This is a genomic window from Bacillus sp. FSL M8-0166 (assembly GCF_038008825.1).
GTDB lineage: Bacteria > Bacillota > Bacilli > Bacillales > Bacillaceae > Bacillus > Bacillus safensis.
In genome coordinates this window covers 1,133,826-1,147,360 of record NZ_JBBOZZ010000001.1, presented here as the reverse complement: position 1 = coordinate 1,147,360, position 13,535 = coordinate 1,133,826, and the positions used below count along the sequence as shown (strand labels likewise).

Below are 13,535 nucleotides of genomic sequence, written 5' to 3'. Positions count from 1 at the left end.
GTGGAAGCAGAACTAAATCTTTGCGAGATAAAATTTGCCGCTTTTGACTTGGATGGAACATTAATTGATGACCGAGGCGAGCTTATTGGTGATGTCCATGGCGCAGTGAACATGCTGCGCCAAAGAGGCATTATTTCAATAATTGTCACAGGCAGAACCTATGATTCTTTCTTCTCTCTGAACTTAGATCCATCTTTACTCAATTTATTTCATCATGATGTTTTGCTGAATGATGGAAATGTGATTTGCCACCATCAAAAGAAAACATTTGACGTTAAACAATATCTAGATGCTGCTATATGCCGGCAGGTCATCTCATCACTTGATGGTCAAGCTGAATTTGTCATGGAATCACATGGAAAGCATGTGGCATCAAGTAAAAGCGCTAAGTTGAAATATTGCATGCTTTACACATTTCCACGAGAAAAAATAGATGTTGGTCATCAGAAAGAATTCAGATTTGACCGTGTGACAAAACTATTTATTTTACCGAAAGAAAAAATAGATATCGCTCATCAATTAAAAGATTGTCATTGTGATGTTGCAGATGCCCAGTTTTTAAATGCACAAGTGATATCCCCGAAAGGAATTTGTAAGGCAGATATGCTTGAACGTCATTTATTAGATTGTTTTGGAGAAAGTGATTTAAATCGTGTGATTGCTTTTGGAAATGGTCATAATGACAGACTGCTGCTCAAGAAGGCGAGGTGGGGGCTGGCAGTTCAAGATAGCCATCCATCGGCGATTGAGTTATGTGATGTTCATCTGGGGGAGTCTATTTATGACTATCTTGATAAAGTTTTACAACCATTAGAAGCACCAAAAGTGATCAATGAAAAGGGAGGAATTTAGTTGAGAACCCTTCAACTGCCTTTACCAGATGCACTAGAAGATACAATGATAGCGGATTTTGTGGAAAGAGTTTCTTTTCTATCTGCCCATATTTTGCACGTTGATCTTCTTGAAGAGGAATCGGTTATTGAAGTAACGGTCGATCATACGGGAGATACAGAGGCAATATCAGCTGCGTTTTTAAAGTTATCGTCAAATGTAGCTCAACTGCGGAGGTTTCGTGAAAAGGAAATGAAATCAAATATTCATTTAAAAAGTGAGCCTGTTCATTCGAAACTAAGCGGGGATGACCAAAAGAGAACCTTCTATGATGAAATTGAAATGGAACTCGCACACTATTTTGATCAATTATTCTTAAATATGGGGGCTTCACTTGGAGCCAAATTAAGAAGATACCCTTCTACGATGAGTAAAGAATTAATGGAAAAGTGTAAATACCATACAAATTTTCCGCAAAATATTTATTCTGTTTTTGAAATACCTCATGATTACCAAATTATTGATGACATTCGAGAAAAGCATCATGGTTTTCTGCCTGAACACTTCCAGCAAGCAGGCCGTTTTTTACAGCCGTGCATTTGTTATCACTGCTACGAGGAATGGGAAGGGAAGACCTATACAGACAATCAAATGATGACAGCAGCGGGGCAGTGTTTTAGACATGAAATTTCTTGGAAAGTAGATCCTCTAAGGAAACTAGAATTTAGTATGCGTGAAATTGTCTTTATCGGTGATAACGAATACATCAACGAAACAAGAAAAACACTTCTTGAACACACATGGCAATGTTTTCATCAGCTTGGCCTTAGTGGTAAGGTCACCACCGCAAATGACCCCTTTTTCTTTTATGATGATATGGATAAAGCGAATTATCAATTAATGGCGAACAGCAAATATGAGTTAGTAGCTGTGACAGAAAAGAAAGACGTTTCGATCGCTTCATTTAACGACTGTGGAGAGATGCTTTGTGAAAGGTTCCAGATCAAGGGAGAAGATGATATGCCGCTTCATTCAGGTTGTGCCGCATTTGGTATCGATCGATGGGTTCAAGTATTTTTACAAACTTACGGTCGAAATCGAAAGAATTGGCCGGATGAAATGCTTCATCTAAAGGAGGGGCAATATGCTGCAAAGTAATCTGACTCAAGAAGAGCACACAGCCCTCATTTTATCTACTCCTTTTTTAGAAGACAGCCAGATAGAAGAGATGAAAGAGCTTCTGCATCAGCAGCAAGACTGGAATGTCATTCTCGGAATGCTGCATGTTCATCGGACAGCCGGTATTGCATGGAAAAATATTAAACGTTACGCCATTCATTTAAGAAAAGATTTTAAAGCAACTTATTTTTTAAAGTCATTAGAGATTATGTATAAGGGGCAATTAGAAACGGCACGAGACAATATCACGTTAAACGATCAGTTATTCCAAGCACTTGATCAAAAAGGAATTGAGTATGCCATTGTAAAAGGAAGTGTGATTGGCCAGTGGGCATACGGCGATGTAGGGCTTCGCTTATTTGGGGACAACGATCTCTTTATCTCACAAGATCAGCTGCAAGAAACTGGACATGTATTAAAAGAATTAAACTATGTACAAGGTTCTTGGAATTATGAAACGGAGACAGTCACACCTGCGAAACGAAAAGACATTCTTTACCTCATCATGAACTCACATCAAACCTACACCTACATGAAGCCTACACCAAAATGCCGCTTTATTGATTGTCATAAAATCGATGTTCAGTTTTCAGTTGACCTCATGACAGGGAACCGGACAGATTCAATTGTCCAAGAAATGCTGTCTAGACGAATTCAAACGTCTGTTGACGAGCATCTTGTATGGTCATTAAAAGAAGAGGATATGCTGATTTTCTTATGTATTCATTTTTACAAAGAAGCGATTTATTTAAATGAAGTGGAGTCAATGAAAGATTTACTGCTTTATAAGCTGCTTGATATATATGGCATGTTTATGAGAGAAGACCTATTGGATGTGGAGTTGTTTGTCCGTCGAACGAAAGAGTATGGCTTTGAAAAGATGATCTATTTTGCTTTGCATTATGTGAATGAAGTCTTTCCTCATACGATTCCTGATCTTGTCATGGATGCACTTCAGCCTGAATCACTTGCTTATTTATCAGAAGTACTGGATGCAAATGATGTCGTTCATACCTGGAATCAGCCCATTCGCAAACGATTCTTTCACATTAATCGGTCTTTAGAAATACAAAAGCATTCTGTTCATAAGGAGTAGTGTGATGAAAGATCCGGCAGCGCTATTTGATTTTAAGGGAAGAAACGACGTGATATGGTTTGGGAATATGAATCAAGAACAAAGCTGGGATCAAACAAAGGCTTTACCTGTTATGACAGACCATGTTCAAAATGAACTGGTTCTTCAGCAAGAACAACAACTGCTTTTGATTGCTTCTAAGGATCATCATGTCATCATGCATCATCAGCCTGAACCTGCTTTTTTAGCCTATTTGGAAAAGCAAGGTGTTAAGCTTCCGCATATGGTTCAAAAAGAAGATGCGTTCAATTTAAAGGGACTCATTGTACCTTATCTTTTAGATGAATCGGTTGAACAAGCATCCTCGCTTGAAAAAAGAAAGATTTATGGCTCAAATTCAACACTCGTAAAGCGATTCAATCATAAGGTTTCGACTAGAAAATGGGCAGAAGAACATCAGTTTACCGTCACGTGTGGTGCTATTTGTCAAAATGCTGACGAGTTAAAACAGACGTATGAAGAATTAAGGGCGAATCATTTCTCAAAAATGGTTCTGAAAATACCTTATGGATCATCTGGTAAGGGACTTCGTATTTTAAAAAACGAGAGAGAATTCATGCAGCTAGTGACCTTTATTGAAAGAAGAAAAATCCAAACAGACCTCCTCTTAGAGGGGTGGCATCCAATTAAGCGATCTTTAAATGCCCAATTGCTCATTCAAGAGGAAGGATCACACTTACTTTCAATTACAGAACAGAAAATCAATGAGGACGGCATCTACTTAGGGACCGATTTTGCGCCTATTTATGAACAGGACAAAAAACGTGAATATGAAGTAAGCATGCATCGAATCATAGAGCTTCTATATGAAGAAGGGTATCGAGGCGTGGTTGGCGTTGATTCGATCATTGATATAAATGAACAGCTCATACCGATCATTGAAATAAATGCCCGGTTCACGCAGGTTACTTATTTACTCCCAATCATTTGCCGCTTTTTTTCAACCTACGAATATATTGAAAGCCGCTTTAAAAGATTCTCATGCAGTGCCGACCTGCCGTTTGAAGATGTGTTAACGGAGGTAACAGAAGCACTCGATCCGGGAAAAGATGGTGGGTTTTTTATTTATACTTTTGGTAAAACGAGAGCGGATGATATGTGGCACTATCGACTGTTTATATTGTTTTACCATATGAAGAAGGACAAGCAGATTCATATGCTGACAAAGTTTGATGATATGGAATTTTCAGCAGAAAGGGGGAGAGAATTTGCCAAAAAATGACTCTACGCTCTTAGAGAAAGCGAATGGTTATGGGACGCCGATGTATGTATACGATGGAGATGCATTAAAAGATCACTATGATCACATTACAGCATGGCTCCATCAATCAGCTGAGGTGTTCTTTTCATTTAAGTCCAATGGAAATGTCTCGATTGCGTCATTGTTACGTTCTTTTGGGGCTGGTATAGAAGTGGCTTCTGCAGGAGAGCTCCTTATGGCTGTAAAAGCAGGTTATTCCCCGGAGCATATCATTTTTTCTGGCCCTGGTAAGCAGAAGCAAGAGATCGATGTCGCTATTCAGCATGAGATCTATTGTATTATCGCCGAATCAAAGGAAGAGCTCATTTATATCGCTGAGTCTGCAAAGCATCAAAACAAACAGGCATCAGTAGGCATTCGAATTAATCCCGAATCCATTGAGTCACGAGCAAAAATCAAAATGGGCGGAGTTCCAAGTCCATTTGGGATAGATGAATCCAAACTGAAAGACGTATTTGACCTATTTCAGAAGTATGATCATTCGCTCTTATTTAAAGGGATTCATATGTATTTGGGAACTCAAGTTCTTGATGAAACATCGCTTTTATCATCGTTTGAATACACGCTCAACACAGCTGTTCGAATCAAGAATGAATTTGGACTAACATGCCAGATGGTTGATTTAGGCGGCGGGTTTGGAATTCCGTATTTTCAGCATGAGATACCTCTTCATGCTGAACGGTTATTTCAAAACGTAGCGGAATTAATTCGAGCGTACGAAACTGAGCTGGAATTTCCGAGGTTTATTATTGAGATGGGGAGATTCCTTTTAGCGGAATGTGGTGTTTATTTAACAACTATACAATATGTAAAAGAATCAAAAGGGCAGACGTTTTTAATTGCAGATGGAGGAATGCATCATCATCAAGCGATGACGTTTAGAGGCAGGCTGCTCCGCAATAATTATCCAATGCGGCTCATTAAACCTTCTAGCAAACCTTCGGCTGTAGTGAAACAATCGATTGTGGGTCCACTATGTACTCCGGAAGACTTAATTGGCCGGCAGGTGGAGCTTCCGCAAGGCGATGTAGGTGATCTTCTTTGTATTGAGAAATCTGGGGCATATGGACTTTGCTACAGCCCTACCTTATTTTTAGGTCATTCTTCTCCGCTAGAGCTGCTTTTGTTTGAAGGAAACGATTATGTCATTCGAGATAGAGGGACCCCGGATGATCTTTTATTGAAACAAAATAGATTATTCTTTAGACAAAGGAGGGATGAATATGACACTGGCGGAGCTTCGTCAAGAAACAATTGATCGTCTTGTTTTTCAATTTTTGGAAAGGGCGAGTCAGCTTGATGACGAATTTCAGTTCCCGCATCAAAATCTAGACGAGCTGATTGATTGTGGATTACATGTCGCCAATATGCCGAAACAAGACGGGGGTCTTGGGTATGGATTTGAAGAAACGGTGACTCTTTTGACACACATATCTAAAGGGTGCGCGTCGACAGGACTCATTATGGCGATGCATTACTATTCGCTCGGCGCATTCTCTGAAGTGCTTACAAGTGAGCAGCAGGCCGCAGTTTTTGAAGATATTCGGCGGTCAGGAGAGCTAATCGCTTCTGTTAGCGATCCGAATGTGATTTTTATTTATCAGCGTAAGCAAATGGACGGAATTCCGACCATTACCGCAGAGAAAACAGATGGCGGATATCTTGTGAGTGGAACTAAATTCACAGTGACTGGTGCACCACGCATTAAATATTTACCAATTTATTGTCAGTATGCGCCGTCATCATGTACATCTCAATATGGAATGACTGCGCTCTTAATGACATTACCGAGTGAAGGCGCTGCGATTGAGGAATCGTGGAATTATTCGGGCATGAGAGCATCGATGAGTCATCACATTCATTTTGACCAAGTGTTTATACCCGATCATCAGCTCATCGGGCGGGAAGGCTACGCGATAGAAGATACTGAAAATTTAATCTATTGGTTTCGTCTAGCTGTTACAGCTGTTTATTATGGCATTGCAAAAGCAGCATATGAACATGCCCTCGGTATGACATATAAAAGGAATGATCGAATTTCCAAGAAAAAATCAGCCTTTTTACCAGGCCAGCAATTTCGTATTGCAGATATGAAAATTAAATTAGATGTTGCGCATTCTCAGCTTATGGCTTGCGCTCAGCAAGCAGATCAAGAAAAGAAACAAAATCATTACTCAAGTGATTTATATACGAAGACGCTGATTACAAAACATTTTGTGACGCAAGCAGCAGAAGAAATCGTGCAGCTAGCTTCTCAGGTCGAGGGATTCTCTTCATTACAGCAAGGATCTTTGCTTGAACGTTTAAGCCGAGATGTGAAAGCGGCAAAATTTCATCCGCCTTCTGAAGATTTATTAAAAGAAGTGATTGCGAAAAAAGAGCTGGGCATTATCCCGTTAAAAAATCGCTGGGTATGATGGCAAGAAAAAGGAGGAGACATATGTGGCTACTGCAGCACCTATTTACAGGAACAATTACTTAAACTGTTCTCAATTAACGATTGCAGCCATGCTTCTTAGAAAAGGGATTGGAATTGATAGGATTTGGAGGCAGGCTGGCCTTGTTTATAGACCTAAAGATCAAGGGTTTGTTTTGATCGGTTCCTTTAAACATTTTCGTGAGGATATTCTCCATCATAATGGCATTCATTTAGAAGAAATTTTTTACACAGAAGAGGAATTAGACCTCTATATCAACCGTGTGTTTAAACAGCATCCAAGCACAGGGACTGTTTCTGTTTCCCTAGATATATTTGAATTACCGTACTGTCCATTTTACGAAAGAGAACATGGGTATCACACATTGGAAGTACTTGAGGTAAATGATGATCATGCAGTGGTCAGTGACCATGCTTACTCCTATCATGGCACATTGAGTAAAGACCATTTGATGAAAGCTGCCCGCTCTGTATATGAACATACACCTCGAACCGAGAATCGTTATAAGTGGATCAAACATGTGGAACTTCAGAAAGAACCGGATGTGCTGATGATATTAAAGGAGCACGCAGCCATCTTAGAAGGAGCACCGCCGCATTTTGATTTGCCTGGAGCTGTCACAGGGCTAGGCGCTATTTCAGTCATTCAAAGGGATTATATTGATAGTATCAAAGACAATGTAAATGGAAATTTATTAGACAATGTTTATTTTGAAGGACTAAAGGATGTGGCTAACTCCAGAAAACATATGGTGACATTCTTATCTTCTTATGAAAATGAGCTTTTACATCCCCTTATTCAAGCGTTTGAAGATGCTTATCAAAGCTGGACAGTGCTCGCCAATTTTACGGCTAGAGTAGGCCTCAGTAAAAATCCTCGCAGTATGATAGACAGGACGGCGAATCGGTTTCAAAAAACATTAGAAGTGGAGACCAGCCTGCTCACAGAACTAAAAGAGGTGATTCAAAATGAAGACTTATCAAACTCTCTCTCTTCATGATTATGTCAATAACAGAGGCATCACATATCAAAATGAATATGAAAAAGGCCAATTAACAATTGGCGGAGCTTCTTTGCCGGCTGAGTTAATTATGAACGTGCAAGATCCTTTTATCGAAGGGATTCCTTTTCAGTTCATATATCAAGATCAAGGAGACAATATTGAATTAGAGGGACAGTCTCTTCATTTTCCGCCACTTGAAGCAGAAGCGCTTCATGTCGTTGGCTGTTCATCCAATGGCAATCTTTACGAAGAGATTTCATTATTACGAGAGGGGAACGTTGTCTGTGAGACTCGGCTTTCGTTAACGGATGTGATTGAACGTGAACCTGCATTTCATGATCGAGCGGCATATGCATTTGATTATATTCATACGGTATCCGGCATTAATCATCATTTGACATCAAACCTATGGCTTGATTCGCTCACCTTTTCGCCAAAAGTAGTTTTTGATGAAATTCGCTTTCAAGATAATCCATTTATGCATATTTTCGCAATGACGATTCAGCAGTCAGATCATTAATGGAAGGGAGGCATGTCTATGTGCGGCATCGCAGGCTATTGTCATTTTAACCAAGCACCACTTGATCCTCATATCTTACTGAAGATGAAAAACGCACTTGCTGTGCGTGGACCTGATGATAGTGGTGTATATCAAGATGACTCAGTTGGTCTGGTTCATACGCGGCTTTCCATTATTGATATACAATCTGGGCCGCAGCCAATAACAAATGAAGATGATTCTATATGTGTGATTCTAAATGGAGAGATTTATAATTTCAAAGAATTAAGAGAGAAATTATGGAATAAAGGCCACTTGTTTCGTACGCAGACAGATACAGAAGTGCTTGTTCATGGCTATGAAGAATACGGAATTTCCTTTGTAGAGCAATTAAACGGAATGTTTGCAGCTGCGATATGGGATAAAAAGAAGAAAGCACTTTATTTGTTTAGAGACCGGTCTGGGATCAAACCGCTGTATGTTTCAGAATGCCGGGGAGGGCTTATTTTTGGATCGGAAATGAAGGCTCTTTTTCAGCATCCTGACATACAAACTGCTATTGAGCCGGAGGCTGTTCTTAGTTATTTATCCTTCCGTTATTCGATCGGCGAGCAGACTTTTTTTCAAGGAATTCAAAAATTACCCCCAGGTGTCATCTTAAGAATAGATGAATCAGGCATAACAAAAGAGACCTACTGGCAATATCCGCTCCCAGCTGATGGGATCGATCGGGGAGAACGTTATTATCAAAAGGAATTGTTTGAATTAATTCAAGATAGTGTGCAAAAACAGATGATGTCTGATGTGCCTGTGGGAGCTTTTTTGAGCGGGGGAGTGGATTCGACTTCGATTGTCGCTTTGATGTCCAAATACAAAAACGAGAATATTCATTGTTTTTCGACCAGCTTTGAAGAGGAAGGCTTTTCTGAAGAAAGCTATGCCAAACTCGCGGCAGATCAATACAATGTCAAGCTTCACTCACATCGAATGAGTGAAGAAGAGTACTTTCAATTATTGCCTGAAGTTGTGAAGCGAAGAGATCATCCTCTTTCTATTCCTCATGAAGTCGCTTTTTACCATATGTCACGGGAAGCAAAAAAGCACGTGACGGTTGTTTTATGTGGTGAAGGAGCGGATGAATTGTTTGCAGGTTATGGACGTGTCTTTAGGAGTCCAGCAGATTGGCGGAAAATTTTATGGCTTCAAAAAAACCGAAAACTGTCCTCCATCCTTTCTAAGGTATTATTTGAACCATCCTTTCAGCAGCAGGTGCATCAAATGATCCACCTTGAAGGTGAGATGGATCATTATAAAAAAAGGTATGCATGGTTTACTGCTGGCGAAAAAGAGCAGCTTTTAAGTCGTCACGCTGATTCAATTGATCCTCCTGACTCGCACATGAACCAGTTTATTGCCCATTGCTTTCAAAAGATGGAGGGTGCGTCGTATGAAAATAAACTCCTCTATTTATTTCAGCAGATTCATTTACCTAATCTGTTAGACCGGCTTGATATGATGACGATGTCACATGGACTAGAAGCGCGTGTTCCATTTCTTGATCATCGCATCATCCAATTTGTCAATGACATGCCCTTCAAATATAAGCTTCCTTATAAAGGACTGCCTAGCAGGCTGCAAGCCTTTTTTCAGTCGAGTCTCAAAACAAGTGAGGTACAAGACATTCCGAAATATATGTTAAAAAAGACAATGGAGCAAACGGTGGATAAGCGTATATTATATAGAAGAAAAATGGGTTTTCCGGTTCCAGTGTATCATTGGATGAGCAAAAGGATGAAAGAAATCGAAGAGAAGCTTCTTGATCAACAAAGCTTTGCAACAGAACTGTTTCAAAGAAAGCCACTAGAGCAATTTTTACGAAATCATTCGAATCAGAAAAACAAAAATGGAGCGGATCAAAAAGTCTGGATGCTTTACAACTTGGAATTATGGCATGATCACTACATGAAAGGGACGCAGCTTTCTCTCCAAACTAGTCATTAAAGAGATCCGGTCTATTCCTCTTGCCTGCTGCATATATGATACGGAAGGGAAGTGATGCGATTTTGAGGCTGAGTGAACTGTCGGGAAAAGAGATTGTCGATATTAAAAGAGCGGAGCGGCTTGGCGTGCTTGGACAAACTGACCTTGAAATCAATGAACAGGATGGTCAAATTACAGCACTCATTATACCTTCCGTGAAGTGGTTTGGCTTTCGAAAACAAGGAAATGACATCCGCGTCCCGTGGAATCACATTCAAAAAATAGGATCAGATATGATCATTCTCGATGTGCCTGAAGAACTTCAGCTGCACGGAGAAAAAGAGCACCCACAATAAAGGGTGCTCTTTTTCTTTTCTCTCTCTGATTTGTTCACAGGCTGAATCCTCTCCTCATATGCTGAAAGGGAGATTCAGAAAATATTACAGACTTTTTTAAATAAAGAAGGTGAACGGTCAGTATGTTGAGCGGTTTAACGGTTGCGGTGATCGGGGGAGATGCAAGGCAGCTTGAAATTATTCGCAAGTTGTCACAGCAGCATGCCAAAGTGTTTTTGGTCGGATTTGATCAGCTGGATCATGGATTTATTGGTGCTGAAAAGCTGAAAATGTCTGAACTTCCATTCGAACAAGTAGACAGTATGATTCTGCCAGTATCAGGGGCAACGGATGAAGGCGTTGTTGCTACTGTTTTCTCAAATGAGCAGGTCTTGCTGGAGGCAAAATATTTAGAAAGAACCCCTGCCCATTGTACCTTGTACTCAGGTATTTCAAATACGTACTTAGACAATCTGGCAAAGCAAGTGAACCGGAAGCTTGTGAAGCTGTTTGAGCGAGATGATATTGCCATATATAACTCTATTCCAACAGTTGAAGGGATTATCATGATGGCCATTCAGCAAACGGACTATACAATTCACGGGTCTCATGTCGCTGTTCTCGGACTTGGAAGAACAGGACTCACGATTGCCCGCACATTTCGGGCACTAGGGGCAGACGTAAAAGTAGGGGCGGCAGACACAGCACATTTAGCGCGGGCCTTTGAGTTGGGGCTTCATCCATTTTCAATGGACCGGTTAAAAGAAGAAGTAACGGACGTTGATATTATCATCAATACCATTCCAAGTCTTGTATTAGATTCGTCTGTCATCGTCAGCATGACACCAAAGACACTCATTTTGGATATCGCCTCCCGCCCAGGCGGAACAGACTTTGACTTTGCACAAAAGCACGGAGTAAAGGCACTTCTTGCACCAGGACTCCCGGGGATTGTTGCACCAAAAACAGCAGGACAAATCATTGCAAAAGTGCTTTCCGGGCTTTTATGTGAACTTGCGGAGGAAAAAAGGGGGATGGAATCATGACATCATTAAAAGGGAAAAGAATCGGCTTTGGTTTAACAGGTTCCCACTGTACGTATGAAGCTGTTTTTCCGCAAATCGAAGCGCTTGTAAAAGAAGGGGCAGAGGTGCGTCCAGTGGTGTCGTACACGGTGCAGAGCACGAATACGAGATTTGGAGATGGAGCTGAGTGGATCGAGCGGATTGAGAAGCTGACTGGATTTCAAGCGATTGACTCAATCGTTAAAGCAGAACCGCTCGGACCTAAGCTGCCGCTTGATTGTATGGTCATTGCTCCTTTAACTGGAAACTCAATGGCGAAATTTGCAAATGCCATGACAGACAGTCCTGTTTTAATGGCTGCTAAAGCAACCATACGGAATCATCGTCCTGTCGTTTTAGGTATCTCAACAAACGATGCGTTAGGCTTAAATGGTACAAATCTGATGAGACTGATGTCGACAAAGAATATTTTCTTTATTCCATTTGGCCAGGATGATCCATTCAAAAAACCGACCTCTATGGTCGCAAACATGGATCTGCTACCTCAAACAGTAGAAGAGGCGCTCCAGCATAGACAAATTCAGCCGATTTTAATTGGACCAAACGAATAATAGATTCACTAGAAAATCATGAAAGATTCAAAAAAGATGCTTCAAGCCTTGCTTTTCTATGGTAAAATAAAATGTAAAAAGTCATAGGATGGCCATCCGAAAGAAAAGAATCATGGATGGGTCGGAAGGAGTTTTACTGATGGGAAGAGGATTGCATGTAGCTGTAGTTGGAGCGACTGGAGCTGTCGGTCAACAAATGTTAAAAACACTAGCTGACAGAGATTTTGAAATGGATACACTTACTCTACTATCCTCAAAACGTTCTGCTGGAACAAAAGTGACATTCAGAGGTCAAGAGTACACTGTTCAGGAAGCAACACCTGAAAGCTTTGAAGGAGTGAACATTGCATTATTCAGTGCTGGAGGAAATGTTTCCAAGGCGCTAGCTCCTGAAGCAGTCAAAAGAGGTGCGATTGTTGTAGACAACACTAGTGCTTTTCGTATGGACGAAAACATCCCTCTTGTCGTACCAGAGGTAAACGAAAAAGATTTGCATGATCATCAAGGGATCATTGCAAACCCTAACTGTTCAACGATTCAAATGGTAGCGGCATTAGAACCGCTTCGTCAGGCGTATGGAATGAAAAAAGTCATTGTCTCTACGTATCAAGCAGTATCAGGTGCGGGACATGAAGCCATTGACGAACTATACAGCCAATCACAAGCCATTTTAAATAAAGAAGATGTAACACCAGAAGTCATGCCTTATCAAATTGCATTTAATGCGATTCCGCAAATTGATAAATTCCAAGACAATGGTTATACATTCGAAGAAATGAAAATGATCAACGAAACGAAAAAAATCATGCATATGCCAGAGCTGGAAGTAGCGGCAACATGTGTGAGACTTCCAATTGAAACAGGTCATTCAGAATCTGTCTACGTCGAACTAGAATCAAATGATGCAACAGTGGAAGACCTCAAATCAATTCTAAAAGATGCACCGGGAATTACGCTGCAAGATGATCCGTCTCAGCAAATTTATCCAATGCCTGCAGATGCTGTTGGGAAAAACGACGTATTTGTCGGCCGCATTCGGAAAGATTTGGACCGTCCAAACGGGTTCCATATGTGGATTGTATCTGATAACCTGCTTAAAGGCGCTGCATGGAACTCTGTTCAAATTGCAGAAAGCTTAAAAGCATTAAAATTAGTTTAACATTCAATGGATGATGAGGACGAACAGAAGAGAGTTAGGCATCTTTCGCCTGCTCTCTTCTGTTACGTCAGAATGAACT

13 protein-coding genes are annotated in these 13,535 nt (G+C 40.6%); all 13 read left to right on the top strand.

Annotated features, from left to right (window positions below; translation table 11 throughout):
- The 13 genes from NSS92_RS06180 (at position 1) to asd (ending at position 13,456) form a co-directional block, all read left to right on the top strand.
- Positions 1 to 852, top strand: a complete 852-nt coding sequence (locus NSS92_RS06180; protein WP_340867151.1) for an HAD hydrolase family protein — start codon at positions 1 to 3, stop codon at positions 850 to 852.
- Complete coding sequence (locus NSS92_RS06175; protein ID WP_340867150.1) at positions 853 to 1,989, top strand: aminoacyl--tRNA ligase-related protein; 1,137 nt, start codon at positions 853 to 855, stop codon at positions 1,987 to 1,989.
- Positions 1,976 to 3,106: a nucleotidyltransferase family protein gene (locus NSS92_RS06170; protein WP_340867149.1), complete on the top strand. Its 1,131-nt coding sequence runs from the start codon at positions 1,976 to 1,978 to the stop codon at positions 3,104 to 3,106. The genes NSS92_RS06175 and NSS92_RS06170 overlap by 14 nt, the downstream gene beginning before the upstream one ends.
- A 4-nt stretch (positions 3,107 to 3,110) precedes the next feature.
- On the top strand, positions 3,111 to 4,367 hold the full coding sequence (locus NSS92_RS06165; RefSeq protein ID WP_340867148.1) for an ATP-grasp domain-containing protein: 1,257 nt from the start codon (positions 3,111 to 3,113) through the stop codon (positions 4,365 to 4,367).
- Positions 4,354 to 5,664, top strand: a complete 1,311-nt coding sequence (locus NSS92_RS06160; RefSeq protein WP_340867147.1) for a type III PLP-dependent enzyme — start codon at positions 4,354 to 4,356, stop codon at positions 5,662 to 5,664. The genes NSS92_RS06165 and NSS92_RS06160 overlap by 14 nt, the downstream gene beginning before the upstream one ends.
- On the top strand, positions 5,630 to 6,823 hold the full coding sequence (locus NSS92_RS06155) for an acyl-CoA dehydrogenase family protein (protein ID WP_340867146.1): 1,194 nt from the start codon (positions 5,630 to 5,632) through the stop codon (positions 6,821 to 6,823). The genes NSS92_RS06160 and NSS92_RS06155 overlap by 35 nt, the downstream gene beginning before the upstream one ends.
- A 25-nt stretch (positions 6,824 to 6,848) precedes the next feature.
- On the top strand, positions 6,849 to 7,844 hold the full coding sequence (locus NSS92_RS06150) for a hypothetical protein (protein ID WP_340867145.1): 996 nt from the start codon (positions 6,849 to 6,851) through the stop codon (positions 7,842 to 7,844).
- Positions 7,813 to 8,367 (top strand): hypothetical protein, encoded by a 555-nt coding sequence (locus NSS92_RS06145; RefSeq protein WP_267586305.1) that lies wholly within the window; start codon positions 7,813 to 7,815, stop codon positions 8,365 to 8,367. Before NSS92_RS06150 ends, NSS92_RS06145 begins: the two co-directional genes overlap by 32 nt.
- Before the next feature lie 12 nt (positions 8,368 to 8,379).
- The gene (gene asnB / locus NSS92_RS06140; protein WP_340867144.1) at positions 8,380 to 10,347 is read left to right on the top strand and encodes an asparagine synthase (glutamine-hydrolyzing); all 1,968 of its coding nucleotides are present in this window, start codon (positions 8,380 to 8,382) and stop codon (positions 10,345 to 10,347) included.
- A 62-nt stretch (positions 10,348 to 10,409) separates the two neighbouring features.
- On the top strand, positions 10,410 to 10,682 hold the full coding sequence (locus NSS92_RS06135) for a YlmC/YmxH family sporulation protein (protein ID WP_034281978.1): 273 nt from the start codon (positions 10,410 to 10,412) through the stop codon (positions 10,680 to 10,682).
- Between the two features lie 122 nt (positions 10,683 to 10,804).
- Positions 10,805 to 11,707 (top strand): dipicolinic acid synthetase subunit A, encoded by a 903-nt coding sequence (gene dpaA / locus NSS92_RS06130; RefSeq protein ID WP_267586307.1) that lies wholly within the window; start codon positions 10,805 to 10,807, stop codon positions 11,705 to 11,707.
- Positions 11,704 to 12,297: a dipicolinate synthase subunit B gene (dpaB, locus tag NSS92_RS06125; RefSeq protein ID WP_267586308.1), complete on the top strand. Its 594-nt coding sequence runs from the start codon at positions 11,704 to 11,706 to the stop codon at positions 12,295 to 12,297. The genes dpaA and dpaB overlap by 4 nt, the downstream gene beginning before the upstream one ends.
- A gap of 139 nt (positions 12,298 to 12,436) precedes the next feature.
- Positions 12,437 to 13,456, top strand: a complete 1,020-nt coding sequence (gene asd / locus NSS92_RS06120) for an aspartate-semialdehyde dehydrogenase (protein ID WP_024427010.1) — start codon at positions 12,437 to 12,439, stop codon at positions 13,454 to 13,456.
- The last annotated feature ends 79 nt before the right edge of the window (positions 13,457 to 13,535 follow it).